Annotated in this window: 16 protein-coding genes; 10 read left to right on the top strand and 6 right to left on the bottom strand. The window is 73.6% G+C overall.

The features are described 5' to 3' along the window. Nucleotides 1-192: VOC family protein (locus ACFWEK_RS01715; protein ID WP_430552879.1), on the top strand; the 192-nt coding region annotated here is incomplete at its 5' end. Here the strand turns inward: ACFWEK_RS01715 and ACFWEK_RS01710 are convergent. Then, a complete protein-coding gene (locus tag ACFWEK_RS01710; RefSeq protein ID WP_430552878.1) occupies nt 159-2,834 on the bottom strand; it encodes a right-handed parallel beta-helix repeat-containing protein in 2,676 nt (891 codons plus the stop codon). The genes ACFWEK_RS01715 and ACFWEK_RS01710 overlap by 34 nt on opposite strands. A 131-nt stretch (nt 2,835-2,965) precedes the next feature. On the opposite strand from ACFWEK_RS01710, the gene ACFWEK_RS01705 reads away from it, so the two are divergent. Further along, on the top strand, nt 2,966-3,466 hold the full coding sequence (locus tag ACFWEK_RS01705; RefSeq protein WP_430552877.1) for a pyridoxamine 5'-phosphate oxidase family protein: 501 nt from the start codon (nt 2,966-2,968) through the stop codon (nt 3,464-3,466). 11 nt (nt 3,467-3,477) lie between these two features. Here the strand turns inward: ACFWEK_RS01705 and ACFWEK_RS01700 are convergent, their stop codons facing one another. Next, nucleotides 3,478-4,059 (bottom strand): hypothetical protein, encoded by a 582-nt coding sequence (locus tag ACFWEK_RS01700; protein ID WP_430545732.1) that lies wholly within the window; start codon nt 4,057-4,059, stop codon nt 3,478-3,480. A 104-nt stretch (nt 4,060-4,163) separates the two neighbouring features. Here ACFWEK_RS01700 and ACFWEK_RS01695 point away from each other — a divergent pair, with 104 nt between their 5' ends. From ACFWEK_RS01695 to ACFWEK_RS01675, 5 genes are all read left to right on the top strand, one after another. After that, a complete protein-coding gene (locus ACFWEK_RS01695; protein ID WP_430552876.1) occupies nt 4,164-4,670 on the top strand; it encodes a GNAT family N-acetyltransferase in 507 nt (168 codons plus the stop codon). Nucleotides 4,671-4,703: 33 nt separating this feature from the next. Beyond that, complete coding sequence (locus tag ACFWEK_RS01690) at nt 4,704-5,315, top strand: TetR/AcrR family transcriptional regulator (protein ID WP_430545734.1); 612 nt, start codon at nt 4,704-4,706, stop codon at nt 5,313-5,315. Between the two features lie 114 nt (nt 5,316-5,429). Next, nucleotides 5,430-6,848 (top strand): MFS transporter, encoded by a 1,419-nt coding sequence (locus tag ACFWEK_RS01685; RefSeq protein WP_430552875.1) that lies wholly within the window; start codon nt 5,430-5,432, stop codon nt 6,846-6,848. Nucleotides 6,849-7,022: 174 nt separating this feature from the next. After that, nucleotides 7,023-7,454, top strand: a complete 432-nt coding sequence (locus ACFWEK_RS01680; RefSeq protein ID WP_430545736.1) for a DUF6325 family protein — start codon at nt 7,023-7,025, stop codon at nt 7,452-7,454. 1 nt (nt 7,455) lies between these two features. Beyond that, on the top strand, nt 7,456-7,755 hold the full coding sequence (locus tag ACFWEK_RS01675) for an SHOCT domain-containing protein (protein ID WP_430552874.1): 300 nt from the start codon (nt 7,456-7,458) through the stop codon (nt 7,753-7,755). Nucleotides 7,756-7,784: 29 nt separating this feature from the next. Here ACFWEK_RS01675 and ACFWEK_RS01670 read toward each other — a convergent pair whose 3' ends face one another. Next, the gene (locus ACFWEK_RS01670) at nt 7,785-8,282 is read right to left on the bottom strand and encodes a pyridoxamine 5'-phosphate oxidase family protein (protein ID WP_430552873.1); all 498 of its coding nucleotides are present in this window, start codon (nt 8,280-8,282) and stop codon (nt 7,785-7,787) included. A gap of 252 nt (nt 8,283-8,534) precedes the next feature. Between ACFWEK_RS01670 and ACFWEK_RS01665 the strand changes: the two genes are divergently transcribed. Then, entirely contained in the window at nt 8,535-9,197 is a 663-nt protein-coding gene (locus ACFWEK_RS01665) for an SDR family NAD(P)-dependent oxidoreductase (protein ID WP_430552872.1), read from the top strand. Between the two features lie 40 nt (nt 9,198-9,237). On the opposite strand, the gene ACFWEK_RS01660 is transcribed toward ACFWEK_RS01665, so the two are convergent. The 3 genes from ACFWEK_RS01660 to ACFWEK_RS01650 all read right to left on the bottom strand — a co-directional run bounded on the left by ACFWEK_RS01660 (nt 9,238) and on the right by ACFWEK_RS01650 (nt 11,716). Next, nucleotides 9,238-9,666 (bottom strand): YybH family protein, encoded by a 429-nt coding sequence (locus ACFWEK_RS01660; RefSeq protein ID WP_430552871.1) that lies wholly within the window; start codon nt 9,664-9,666, stop codon nt 9,238-9,240. Nucleotides 9,667-9,773: 107 nt separating this feature from the next. Beyond that, entirely contained in the window at nt 9,774-10,562 is a 789-nt protein-coding gene (locus ACFWEK_RS01655) for a hypothetical protein (protein ID WP_430545741.1), read from the bottom strand. After that, a complete protein-coding gene (locus ACFWEK_RS01650; protein WP_430552870.1) occupies nt 10,559-11,716 on the bottom strand; it encodes an FAD-dependent monooxygenase in 1,158 nt (385 codons plus the stop codon). The genes ACFWEK_RS01655 and ACFWEK_RS01650 overlap by 4 nt, the downstream gene beginning before the upstream one ends. Nucleotides 11,717-11,978: 262 nt before the next feature. On the opposite strand from ACFWEK_RS01650, the gene ACFWEK_RS01645 reads away from it, so the two are divergent. Together ACFWEK_RS01645 and ACFWEK_RS01640 are read left to right on the top strand one after the other, a co-directional pair. Further along, nucleotides 11,979-12,575 (top strand): DUF6318 family protein, encoded by a 597-nt coding sequence (locus tag ACFWEK_RS01645; RefSeq protein WP_430552869.1) that lies wholly within the window; start codon nt 11,979-11,981, stop codon nt 12,573-12,575. Next, entirely contained in the window at nt 12,572-13,543 is a 972-nt protein-coding gene (locus ACFWEK_RS01640; RefSeq protein ID WP_430552868.1) for a hypothetical protein, read from the top strand. The genes ACFWEK_RS01645 and ACFWEK_RS01640 overlap by 4 nt, the downstream gene beginning before the upstream one ends. The last annotated feature ends 68 nt before the right edge of the window (nt 13,544-13,611 follow it).

The raw sequence follows: 13,611 nt of genomic DNA, 5'->3' as shown, positions 1-13,611 counted from the left end.
GCCTACTGGGCGGTCGACGACGTCCGCGGCGCCGTCGCGCGGCTGCTCGAGCTCGGCGCCGCCGCGTACCAGGAGCCGATCGAGCGCGGCCCCGGGTTCGTCACCGCGGCCGTCGTCGACCCGTTCGGCAACGTGCTCGGCGTCATGGAGAACTCCCACTACCGCGACGTGCTCGCCTCCCTGACGTCCTGACCCGGGCGCCCGACGCCGTCGAGCGTGACGAGCCGGTTCCAGGTCGCGACCCAGTCGCGGCCGAGCGTCCGCGCCACCTCGCCGCGCGGCGAGAACTTCCGCGTCGACAGGTCGCGGCCCGCGGCCTCGACCGAACCGGGCTCGCTGAGGTTCGTGTTGATCCGGTCGCTCCAGGTGTCCAGGCGGTAGGTGGCGTCGGGGTCGGCGAACGAGCCCTGGCCGAACTCGTACTCGCCGCCCCCGATGATCACCGACCGGTCGAGGACGTTGCGCGCCGGGACGTACACCGAGTCCGGGTCCTCCCAGACGGTCGCGCGGTCGCAGCCCTCGGCGACGCCGTAGTCCGCCGCCCGGCAGTCCACGCCCGTCGCGGTGACGCGGGGCACGTACCAGTCGTCGATCTCGGGGAACAGGATCTTCGTGCCGTCGGAGTACCGCGCCTTCCCGTCCGTGTAGTGGGCGTGCCACCGGGCGACGTCCGCGGGGGTGGCGCTGTACTTCTCCGCCTCGCGCACGTCGAGGAAGGCGTTGAAGCGGCTCTGCACCACCCAGCCGTTCGCGACCGGCAGCCCGCGCTCGCCGTTGCGGTGGTACAGCTGGTCGTGCCCGGTGCGGTCGACGTCGACGAACACGTTGTCCGTGGCCGTGTTGCTGTGGCCGGACTGGAAGAACACGCCCGAGTGCGCGTCCTTCACGACGTTGTGGTGGAACCGCATGCCGGAGACGCCGTCGTCCATGTAGAACGCGTCGTTCGAGCCGCCGATCCGCTCGAAGAGGTTGTACGCGATCTCGTTGCCCAGGTACGTGTAGTCACGCCCGGTGTACACCACGCCCTGGTCGCCGGCGTTCGTCACGAGGTCGGCGAAGTAGTTGCCGTTGACCCTCATGTCGTTGCCCATGATCTGCACGGCCATGTGCGGCGCGTCGTGGACGTCGTTCTTCTCGAACGAGTTCCCGACGCCGTAGAGGTACCCCGCCGGCGTGTACGTCGCGAGCTGGGAGAAGCGGGCGATCTCGTTGTTCCGGGCCACGTTGTCCCCTCGCTCGAGGGTGCTGCGGTCCCCGCCGCCGAGCAGGACCCCGCCCCCTCCGAGGTCGTGCAGGTACGAGTTCCGCACCACGTTGTCGTGGCCGCCGCGGATCGTCTCGTAGTCCGGCAGCGCGGTGATCGACTCGGTGGTCTCACCGATCCGGACGGCGTCCATGCTGACGTTGGAGACCTCCACGTCGTCGATCAGCGTCCGCTCGGCGTCGAGCAGCTGGACGCCGCTGACCAGCGAGTCGGACAGGCTCAGCCCCCGGATCGTCACGCCGGTCGTGCCCTCGAGGCGGAACAGGTTGTCGTCGAAGGCGCGCAGGGTGATCTGCTTGCCCGCGACGGCGTCGCCCGCGGGCTTGAAGTACAGGACGTCGTTGTCGTCGTAGCGATCGACGTAGTACTCCCCCTCGGCGTCCAGCTCCGAGAGCACGTTGACGGCCTTGACCTTCGTGTAGTCGTCGCGCGGCCAGTACATCGACGGGTACTTCGCGTACATCGTGGTGCCGCTCCACGCCAGCATCCGCACCATGTCGTTCGCGTAGTTGTTGCCGAGGTAGCCCGACAGCCAGCCCTCGGTCTCGTAGCGGGTGTTGTCGATGTCGTCGATCCACGCCGGGTCCGCCTGGACCGGGACGTCGGAGTACTCCCCGAACCCGCGCGTGCCCTGGTCCTCGATCGTCGGCACGGCCTCGGGCGCCCACCTCTGGTACCGGTCGCCGTCGAGCAGCCGCCCGCCCACCTCGTACAGCGGCGGCGTCATCGCCCGCATCTCGTCCTGCGACCAGGTGTCGCGCTGGGCCGGGTCGTCGAGCTGCTGCTTCTTGTCCTCGAACTGCGCCCGGGGCGTGGTGCCGCTGGCGGCCCAGTCGTTCTCCTCGCCGAACCGGTCCACCAGGTCCGGCTGCGTGAGGTCGCCCTGCCCGTCGACCTTCCACTTGGCCCCGTTGCCGTACAGGTAGCAGGCGTCGTCGGCGCCGGTGCACCCGTCGCCGTTGGGGTACTCGGCGAGTGTCTGGGTCTCGCCGTCCACCACCAGCTCGGGGGCGAACGGCTGCGGCAGCCAGTTGAACCCGTTCTTGTACAGCGTGCCCGGGTCGACGCCGGCCGCGCCCAGGTCGTAGACCCACACGCCGTCGCGCAGCTCCGGGGTGTCGAGGCGGGCGTTCGACGACAGCACCGGGTCGGCCAGCTCGTCGGCCGTGAGGTCGGAGAGCCGCTGCCAGCCGTCCGCCGGCAGCTCGTGCGCCCCCGTCACCCGGACGTCCTCGCCCTCGTACGCCTCGTACGTGACCCACGAGTGCGCGGCGCCCTCGAGATCGACCGCGTCGTCGAGCACGTACTCCCCGCCGCGGATCTCGACCGTGCCCGGCCGAGCCTCGCTGGTGCGGCCGGCGAGCGCGTCGCGACCCGCCTCGATCGTGCGCAGCGGTGCGTCCTTCGTGCCCGCCGCGGCGTCGTCGCCGTCCGGCGCGACGTAGACGACGGGGCCCCTGCCCGCCGTCGCGCCGAGCGGGGCGGCCGCCGCGCCGCCCGCCGTCGTCGCCGCCATCGCGGCGGGCGCGGCTGCCGCGGCCAGTCCTCTGAGCGTCCTGCCAGCATGCATGTGAGATCCCCAATGATCAGACATATGACATGTTCATAGTGTCCGACGATCACTCGTGACCGCAAGGTCGAGCGCGTCGGACCATGGGTGTAGACACGGGGGACGACGTCCCACCCGCGAGGAGGCCCGTGATGACGCCCGCCCCTGAACCGCCCGCGAGCCCCGGCCCCGCGCCGGACGACGACGCCGAGCTCGCGCGGCGCGTCCTCGACGACGGCCGCTACCTCGTCCTCGCGTCCGCGGACGGCGACGGGAACCCGTGGCCCACCCCCGTCTGGTTCGCGCGCGAGGGGCGAGAGCTCGTCTGGGTCTCCCGGCTCGGCACGCGGCACTCGACCAACGTCGCCGGCCGGTCGGCCGTGGGGATCGTGGTCTTCGAGACCCCGGTGCCCGTCGACGGCCGCCCGCGCGCCGTCTACGCCGAGGCGATGGCGAGCGAGGTGCCGGAGGCCGAGCGCGACCGCTGCCTCGCGATCTTCGACCGCCGCTCCCGCGCCGAGGGACTGGGCCCCTGGACCGTCGACCGCGTCGTCGCGCCCGCCGAGCTGCGCCTCTACCGCGCCGTCGTCTCGCGGTTCTTCGTCCTCGAACCCGACCGCGACGTCCGCCGCGAGGTCGATCTCGGCCTCTGACCGACCTGCCGTCACGCCGTCAGCACGAGCACCCCGAGCGCGACGGCCAGGATCACGTCGAGCACGCCGCAGAACTCCGACAACGACCGGGCCACGACGCGACCGGTGCGGTGGTGGTAGGCGTCCCACGCGGCGTGCCCGAGCAGCCCGACGGCGACGACGAGCCCGCCCGCGGTGGCGTCCAGCCGGACGGCGACCAGCGCGGCGGCCCCGAGGACGAGCATCGCCGCGGCCTGGAGCGGGAGCGACCACGGCGGGCGCCGGCGCCCGGCCGCGAGGCCGACGACGGCCAGCACGACGGCGAGGCCGATCATCCACGGCGTCGGGTCGAGGTCGACGACCTTGGTGACGCCGATGAGGACGAACGTCACGCCGAACGCGAGCCAGGCGGCGCCGGGCCGGCCGAGCGCGGCGGCCGCCAGGTACACGAGGCCGGACGCGGCGAGCACCGGGGCGACGTCGCGGGCGTCGGCGAGCCCGAACACGGTCGCGGCGGCGACGAGCACCCCCAGCGCCGCGGGCCACACCCTGCCGAACACCGAGCGCCGGTCGGTCCCGGCCGTCGACGTGCCTGACACCTGGTCCTGGGTCATGGTCTTCTCGCTCTCGTGCGTGCGAACCGCGTGAGGTGAAACGCTGACGATCGAGCGCGATAAACTGTACACACTTGTTCAAGTTAGAGGAAGGGCGGACGACGATGTCGCACCCCACGGCGGGAACGCCCGGTCCGGTGGAGCTCCGGCCGGCAACCCCGGCCGACACGGAGGCCGTCGCGCGGATCTGGCACGAGGGCTGGGCGGACGCCCACCTGGGCCAGGTGCCCGACGCTCTCGTGGCGGCCCGCACCCCGACGTCCTTCCCGGAGCGCGCCCGCGAGCGCGTGGCCGACACCACCGTCGCCGTGCGCCAGGGGGCCGTCGCGGGCTTCGTCATGGTCGCCGGGGACGAGGTGGACCAGCTCTACGTCGACCGCGCGGCCCGCGGCGCCGATGTCGGCGGGGCGCTCCTGGGGCACGCGGCGCAGGCCGTCCGGGACGCCGGGCACCCGCGCGCCTGGCTCGCCGTCGCGACGGGGAACGCGCCGGGGCGCCGCTTCTACGCGCGGCAGGGCTGGGTCGACGAGGGCCGGTTCGTGCACCGCGCGCCGGTGCCGGGTGGGACCGTCGAGGTGGACTGCCACCGGTTCGCGAGCCCGGACCGTTAACCTGGACACCCCTGTACAGGCTTGGAGGAGCTCGTGGTCACGACACCGGCGCAGACGACGGAGACGACGGTCGGGGGCGGCCGGGACCGCGCCAAGCGCGCCGACGCCGTCCGCAACGTCGAGGCGATCCTGGCCGCGGCCACCCGCGTGCTGGCGACGGACCCCGACGCGAGCATCAACGAGATCGCCAAGGCCGCGGGCGTCGGCCGCGTCACCCTCTACGGGCACTTCGACTCGCGGGCGACGCTCGTGCGCGAGGTCGTGGACCGCGCGATCGCCCAGACCGACGAGGCGCTGGCGACCGTCGACCTGGACGGCGACCCCCGCGAGGCGCTGGGCCGTCTGCTCGAGGCGACCTGGCACCTGACCCACCGGTTCGGGGCCCTGGTGGTCGCCGGCTCGCAGGTCCTGCCGCCCGAGGAGATGAGCCGCGCGCACGAGGGGCCCGCGCAGCGGGTCCGCGGCCTGCTCGAGCGCGGCCGCGCCGCCGGCGAGCTCCGCGACGACATGCCCGTCGACTGGCAGGTCAGCGTGCTGCAGGCGATCCTCCACGGCGCCTCCGCCGCGGTGCACCGCGGCGAGATCACCGCGGACGAGGCCCCCGCGCTCGTCCGCGCCACGACCCTCGGCGCGCTCTCCGCCTGACGCCGCCCCGGAAGTCACCCGCACGACCCTCTTGTCGAACAGGCGTGTTCGAGTTAATTTACTTGAACAGGCATGTTCGACTTATCCGTGCTCGACACCTCGAGGGACCGTGCCATGACGTCACCAGAGAAGCCCGCCCCGGAGACCACCCCGCAGGCTCCGGGGGATCAGCCCGCGCAGGACCAGGCCGCCGCGCCCGACCCCCGGCGCTGGCGCATCCTCGCGCTGCTCGGCATCGCCCAGCTGATGCTCATCGTCGACGTCACCGTCGTGGCGATCGCGCTCCCGGAGATGGGGGCCGACCTCGGCCTCTCCCGCTCCGGCCTGGCCTGGGTGGCGAGCGTGTACGCCCTCGTCTTCGGCGGACTCATGCTGCTCGGCGGCAAGGCCGCCGACGTCCTCGGGCCGCGCCGCGTCGTGCTCGCCGGCCTCGCGCTGTTCACCCTCGCGTCGCTGCTCGCCGGGCTCGCGCGGTCCCCGGAGCTGCTGCTCGCCGCGCGCGCCCTGCAGGGCGCCGGCGCGGCGGCCATGTCGCCGGCCGCGCTGTCCGTCATCGTGCGGACGTTCAGCGGGCCGGAGCTGTCGCGCGCCATCGGCGTCTGGTCGGCGCTCGGCGGCGCGGGCGCCGCGGTCGGCGTGCTCGTGGGCGGCGTCCTGACGTCGGGCCCGGGCTGGCCGTGGGTGTTCTACGTCAACGTGCCCGTCGGGGTGGTGCTGCTCCTGGCCCTGTTCCGGTGGGTGCGGCCGTGGCCCGGGTCGGGCGGTCGGCTCGACGTGCTCGGCGCCGCCCTCGCCACCGCCGCCACCGCCGCCGTCGTGTACGGGCTCGTCACCGCCGGCGACGCCGGCTGGCTGAGCCCGCCGACCCTGGTCGCCCTGCTCGTCGGCGTCGTCGGGTACGTGCTGCTCGCGCGCCACCTGCGCGCGTCCGCGGCGCCGCTGGTGGACCCGGCCATGCTCGTCCGGCGGCCGGTGCTGCGCGGGCTCGGGCTGATCTTCGTCGCCACGGCCCTGATGATCTCCGTGTTCTTCCTCGGCTCGTTCACGCTGCAGCAGCTCCACGGCTTCAGCGCCCTGGACACGGGGCTGACGTTCCTGCCCGTCGCGGTGGGCACCATCCTCGGGTCGACCGTCGCGGGCCGCGTCCTCCCCCGCCTCGGCGTGCGCGCCGTGTCCGTCGTCGGGCTGCTCGTCGCCGCCGTCGGCCTGGCCGCGGCGGCCGGCATCTTCTCGATGACGGTGCTCGTGGTGGGCATCACCGTCGCCGGGTTCGGCGTCGGCGCCGTGTTCGTCGCCGCCGCGGGGAGCCTGTTCTCCGCCGCGGAGCCGCACGAGGCCGGCGTGGCGTCCGGCGCGCTCAGCACGTTCCACGAGTTCGGGGCCGCGACCGGCGTCTCGGCCGTGTCCAGCGTCGCCGCCGCTGCCCTGGTCGACCCGGGGTTCGACACGTTCGCCGCCGGGTACTGGTTCGCCGCCGCGGTCGCCCTGGTGGCCGCGCTCGCGTCGCTCGCACCGGCCCGGGCCGGCCGCTGACGGGACTCACCACCGGGCCGGGCCGGGTGATATCCGGCCGTCGCGTGGCCGCTCGCGGGCCGGAGAGAGACGCTGGGTGCTGCCGCACCCGCCGCGCACGGGCTCATGCCAGCCTGTCCGTCGCGGCGGCACGGGACGCGACCGGCAGGCTGGCACCGTCGCAGGAGGACCTCGATGACCGAGCAGCAGGTGGGACCGATCGACTACCTCGTCCTGGAGTTCCCCGGCGCGAGGCTGCAGGGCAAGGGGTTGCCCGCGCTCCTGGACCTCGTGGAGCGCGGGATCATCCGGATCCTCGACCTGCGGGTGGCGAAGGTGACGGAGACCGGCGTCGTCGGCGTGGCGCTCACGGACCTCGACGACGACGGGCAGCTGGACCTCGCGGTGTTCGAGGGGGTGACGTCGGGCCTGCTCGACGACGACGACCTCGCGCGCGGCGCCTCCCTCGTGGAACCGGGCAGCGCCGTCGGGATGATCGTGTACGAGAACACGTGGGCGGGACCCTTCGTCGCCGCCATGCGCGAGGCCGGCGCGGAGGTCGTCTCCAGCGGCCGTATCCCGGTCGACGACGTCGTCGCGGCGCTCGACAAGCTCGAGGAGGAGTGAGATGGGACTGCTACGAGGGGTCGCCCGGACCGCGGTGGTCGCGGGGACCGCGACCGCGGTGTCGAACCGGGTGTCACGACGTCAGGCCGGCCGCTGGGCCGCGCAGGAGCAGTACGCGGAGCCGCAGCAGCAGTACGCGCCGCCGCCTCAGCAGTACGCACCGCCACCGCCACCGGCGCCGGCGGCGGCCGGCGGCGACGACGTCATCGCACAGCTGGAGAAGCTGGGCCGGCTCCGTGACAGCGGCGTCCTCACGGACGAGGAGTTCGCCGCCCAGAAGGCCAAGCTGCTCGGGTCCTGACGCGGGAGCTCGGCGAGAGCGCGTCCGGCTCAGCCGCGCCCCGCCGTCCCGCGCGCGGCGAGCTCCTGGAGGAACGCCGGGATCCGGCCCGTGCCGAAGTCGTAGTAGCGGACCCAGGTCGGCACGACGGCGATGCGCGCCATGCGGTCGTAGAGCGCGCGGCAGGCCTGCTCGAACTGCTCGAGCTCCGCCCCGGCCATGCCCTTGCCGGCGGCGGCGAGGTACTCCGGCACGAGGCCGTCGACGACCGTGATCTCCGCGCGGCCACGCACCGACAGCGACTTCGCCCCCGACGGCGAGTCGCCGTCGACGAGGGACAGGGCCACGTCCGGGCGGGCCCGCAGCGCGGCGACCTTGGGCGCCGTCTCGGCGGTGGAGACCACCAGCTCCCGGCCGGTCCACCAGAACCCCGCGGGGACCACCCGCGGGGTGCCGTCCTGCGCCGTGTAGGCCAGGTGCAGGGCGGACGGCGAGCCGAGGAGCTCCCCCGCGTCCGCCAGCTCGCGGTCGATCTCCTGCTGCTCCATCGCGTGCGTCCCTCCGTCGGTCGCGGCGCCGGCCGCCGCCCTCACCCCGGGGACGGAGCGGGCCGCGCGTCCTCGACATCGGCGTGCTCCCGACATCGAACCGCCGCCGCGGCCCCTCCGCCCGACGTGGGCACCGTGGGGTCCCCTGCCGGTACACCCCACGCCAGGGACTCCCCCGACCGCCGCCGCGGGCGTTGACTGGGACCCGAGCCGGCGTCGCACGGACGCCGACCGCCGCGTGGGAGGAACGACATGACGACGCTCGCCATCATCGGCGCCGGCCCCGGCCTCGGGCTGTCGGTCGCGCGGCGCTTCGGCCGCGAGGGCTTCTCGGTCGCCCTCGTCGCCCGGGACGCCGCGAAGCTGGACCGGCTCGCGGCCGGGCTGCGCGACGAGGGGGTCACCGCCGCCGGGTTCGTCGCCGACGCCCGGGACCGCGCCGCGCTGACCGCCGCGCTCGACCGGGCGGCCGCCGACCTCGGCCCCGTCGAGGTGCTGCAGTACAGCCCCGTGCCCGCGCGCGAGTTCATGAAGCCGACGCTCGAGACCACCGCCGACGACCTCGTCGGCCCGCTCGAGATGTCCGTGCTCGGCCCCGCCGCCGCCGTCCGGCACGTCCTGCCCGGGATGCGCGAGCTGGGCCGCGGCACCGTCCTGTTCCCCAACGGCGGGAGCGCCGTCCGGCCGCGCGACGCCGTGACCGGCACGTCCGTGGCTTTCGCCGCCGAGAGCGCCTACGCCCGGCTGCTACACGAGGCCCTGGCGCCGGAGGGCATCCACGTCGCGCAGCTGATCATCCCGCTCGGCATCGGCGGCGGGGAGCCCGACCACGATCCCGACGCTCTCGCCCAGCGGCTCTGGGAGCTGCACGTCGAGCGTGGCGAGTTCCGCACGCTCGTGCGGCCGCTGGACTGAAGCCACCGGACTGAGACCCCCGCGCGACGGCCGCGGCCCGTCAGGGGCCGGTCGCGCCCTCGTCGGGGAAGGACGTGGTGACCAGCGGGTCGGCGTGCATGTGCACGATCCGCCAGCCGGCCGCGCGACGCCGGTAGACCTTGGTGACGCGACGCTCGCGAACCTCGGGTTCCCCGGTCGCGGACCGGGAGTGGATCTCCTCCACGTGCACGGTCCAGGCGGTGTCCCCGTGGACGTGCTCGTCGAGCTGGTCGAGCCGCCGGTAGACGCCGTTGCGGTACGTCACGGCCACGGCGGCGAGGCGGTCGCGCACCTCCTCCCAGCCGCGCGCGACCCCGCCGAACGCGCCGAGCAGGGAGACGTCCGGGGCCCGGTCCCAGAGCTGCTGGAAGTCGTGCGGGTCGCCGGCCACCAAGGCGGCCAGGGCGGAGCGCTGCGCCGCCTGGAAGTCGGCCCACGTCGACACCATCGTCCTGACCTCCCGGGATGAGCGGTGCGGGCCGCGGGACGGCCCCCGGCGGCCTCGGAGCCTCCACGTCACCACACCGGCAGCGACCGTTCAACCCCTGCGGCGGATCACTCCACAGAGGCCTGGCGCCCGCCTCGCGGCGCCGTGATCCACGTTGCGACCACCAGCCCGACGCCCCACACGGCGGCCGCCACGCCCCAGACCGCGCCCAGGCTCCCCAGCACCTCGGGTCGGATGACCGACACCGCCCCGAGCCATGCCGCGCAGACCGCGACGCACGTCGTCGGGAGCGCCCAGCCCGCCGGGTGGATGGCCGCGAGCCCCGCGACGAGGGACAGTGCGAGGGGCAGCGCGGCCTGGACCGGCCAGTGCTGGAAGCCCACCGTGACGTCGTCGGCGAGCCCTCGCCAGGTGGCGGCGACGGCCATCCCGGCGTAGCCGGCCCATGCCCAGGCCCCGACGGCGGCCCACGCCCCCGGCCACCAGTCGCGGAGGTGCGGTCGAGGGACCGTCGGCGGCCGTCGCACCGGAACGGCCACAGCGGCGGCAGACCCGGCGACGCCCGCCGCGACGATCAGGTGGGCGGGCGTCCCGCTGAGCGCGGCCGCGACCGCGATCGCCAGCCCGCCGAGGACGAGTTGGAGCGCGGCGACGTCACCGAGGCTCGGCCAGATCCCGGCGGCCAGGAGAGGGGCGGCCACCATGACCGTGAACATGAGGCCCCAGCCGGTCGCGAGGAGGCTCATCGGGACCCATTCCGGGCCGTCGAAGTAGCTGGTCAGGTCGATGATCCCGAAGAACAGCACGCTCCAGAAGATGCCGAGCACCACTGCCAGCGGACGCAGCACGCGCGGGCCTGCGGCGGTGTCGGGGGCCGTCGCGTCGGGCGTGGTCATGCTGGCGAGGCTCCGGCAGCCCCGTCGACGGGCCCTGCGGCGAGCCGGTCGCTCAGGAGCCCGAGCCATCGGACGAAGAGCGCTGTCGCCACCGGATCGGGGAGCATCCGTGCCTGTCGAGGCCGGTACTGGTTGGCTCGTTCGCGCATCGCCACCCTGGAGGCGAGACGCGCCCGGCGCGCACGACGGCGCTCGTAGTCGCGCAGCGCGGCCGGCACGTCCTGCGCGTGGTCCAGCGCGCGTGCCAGGACCCAGGCGTCCTCGAGTGCTTGGTTCGCCCCCTGGCCGGCGGTCGGTGGCATGAGGTGCGCCGCGTCGCCGAGCAGCGTGACCCGTCCGCGCCCCCACTCACGGGCCACGTCGTGGCCGTAGTGGGGGTAGAAGCCGATGGTGGCGTCGTCGACCCTGGCGAGGAGACCCGGCACCGGTTCGGCCCAGTGTCCGAAGCGGCCCGCCAGGTCCGCGACGACCGAGCGCGGCCGCGGCTCGTCCGGGCGCCATGGGTGGTCGAACCACCACTGGACCTGATGGTCGCCGGCGTCGAACATACCGACGAGCCCCTCGGGGCCGACGACGAACAGCCCGGTGCCGGTGATGTCCGCGTCGGCCCGCGCCGTCAGCATCCCCTGCCAGGTGACCCAGCCCGTGGCGCGCGGCTCCGCCGATCCGTGCAGGTCGCGCCGCACCACCGACCGCCCGCCGTCCGCCCCCACCACGACGTCCCCCGTCCGGCTGGTGCCGTCCTCGAGCCTGACGCCCGCACCGCCGCCGTCCTGGGTCACGGCGACGGCCTTCTTCCCGTACTCGACCACGCCGTCCGGCAGCCGGGCCGCGAGCCGCCGGACCACGTCGCGGCGCCGCACGCAGACCTGCGGCGAGCCGAATCGGCGGGTCGCAGCGCCGACCCGGATGCGTCCGAGCCGGCGACCGTCCCAGCCGCGGTTCTCGAGGACCTCGAGCCGTGTCCCGAGCCCGTCGAGCGAGATCCCGATGTCGTGGAGCACCGCCGTCCCGCCGCTCCAGAGGATGAACGCCGCACCGGTCTCGCGCGGCGACTCCGCGCGCTCGACGACCTCGACGTCATGCCCCCGATCGATCAGGGCCACCGCCGCTGCCAGGCCGCCGATCCCCGCACCCACCACCAGGACTCGCACCGCAGTCCCTCTCCCGCGACAAGCCCCCTCCTCTGGATCGTCCGTCCGGGGCCCGGCGCACGCACCGTCCGCGCCAGGTTTCACCCCCCAGGGGCCCGTGCGTACCCACCTCGGCGCGACTGTCGCCGGAGCCGGTCTCGCGGTCGACGAGCGTCGTCCCCACCGCCACCTGCACGGTCGCGATATCCACAGACGCTCAGGCAACCACATGACGATCTGCCCTACAGTGACCGCGACGTCACCGCCGACAGGGAGCCCCGTCATGACCCGCAGCCGGGCCATTCTCGCCGCCACCTCCATCGCCGCTGCCGCTGCGCTCCTCGTCGCCGGCTGCGACGACGACCCGCCCGCGACGCCGTCTCCCGAGACCACCGCCGCCAGCGAGAGCCCCTCCGCGTCCCCGTCGCCCAGCGCCACCGCCGTCGTCGTCGCACCCGAGCGGCCGAAGGAGATGGACGACGACGGCCCCGCCGGCGCTGAGGCGGCGGCGGTGTACTTTCTCGAGCTCGACCCGTACATCATGAAGACCGGAGACACTGCCGAGTGGGAGGCAATGTCGCAAGAGAGTTGCGAGTACTGCACAAATCGTCTTGAGCAGGCGAAACTCATCGAAGAGCGCGGCGATACATTCGAGGGCGGCGAGGCGCGCATCCGGATCTTGCACACATACGAACAAGATGCGACCACGGGGATCTGGCCGATCGATGTTGAGATCAAGGAGGCCCGGTCGACCATCACTGACACCAAGGGAACTGTCGTCTTCGAGCAAAAGGCCCAGACGAGTACAGCACGGGTTGAGACCACTCAAAGCGACGGCCGCTGGGCCATTGTCGGCGTGCCCGATATTCCGGAGTCGTGATGCTCAGCTTGTCAGTGGTGATCGTCCTGATTGCAGCACTTGCGTCGGGTGTGCCGAACGCCGACTACGACAGTCGCTCCAACGATAATGACAACGAATACACCGTCGAGAGTCACGGTCAGGGTTGGGTGGAGACGGCCGACGGCCGCGAACCCGCGAACAACGAGCCGAAGGACCGCTACGCCCGCACTGACGCGGTGACGTGCGGGACGCTGGGTGAAGACCTGGATTCCCTCAGCGGCATCGTCACAGCACCGGGTGCATGCCCGGAAGGCACGGACGTCGTGGAGATCACGACTCCGTGCGAGGACGGCGAGTACGCCCTCGATGCGCTCTGGGTGCAGCGAGTCCGGGAGAACGGCACCTACGACGACGCCGAGCAGCTCTCCGAGGACGAGTGCGTCTCCCCCGCGGACCTCGCACGCCAGGCACAGCGCGAGTTCAAGACCATGAAGATCCAGGCGCCGGAAGCGACGGTGCAGGGCAACCCGCCGATGGTGGTCAACGTCCACTACCCCGCGTACACCACCGCGGCGCCGCAGGATCGCACGGTCACGCTGCTCGGCGTGCCCGTCGTCCTGCGCGCGGAGCCCACCGAGTACACGTGGGACTTCGACGACCCGTACTCGCCCACCGGCAGCACGCTGACGACGACCTCCCCCGGTCGCCCGTGGCACGAGGGCGACGCCACCCCTGACCAGTCGTGGGTCGGGCACACCTACAGCCAGCTCGGCACGCCTGGCGAGAACGCGGGCACTGCCGTGGACGACAAGGGCAACGTCTACCGCGACGGCGTCACCGTCTCGCTCACCACCACCTGGCAGGGCCGCTTCCGCGTCCAGGGCACCAGCGACTGGACCGACATCCCGGGCACCATCTCGACGACGAGCACCACCGGCCCCGCCACGGTCACCGAGGCGCGCACCCGCCTCGTCTGCGAGGACCTCGCCGGCAACGACGTCTGCTGAGCCGGGACCGCACCACTCTCCGACTGCCGGTCGGCCAGGGCGGGGAAACTCTTGCCCCCGCGCGCGCC

This window comes from Isoptericola sp. NPDC060257, assembly GCF_042726645.1.
GTDB classification, from domain to species: Bacteria; Actinomycetota; Actinomycetes; order Actinomycetales; family Cellulomonadaceae; genus Isoptericola; species Isoptericola nanjingensis.
This window is presented reverse-complemented; position numbering and strand designations above follow the sequence as displayed.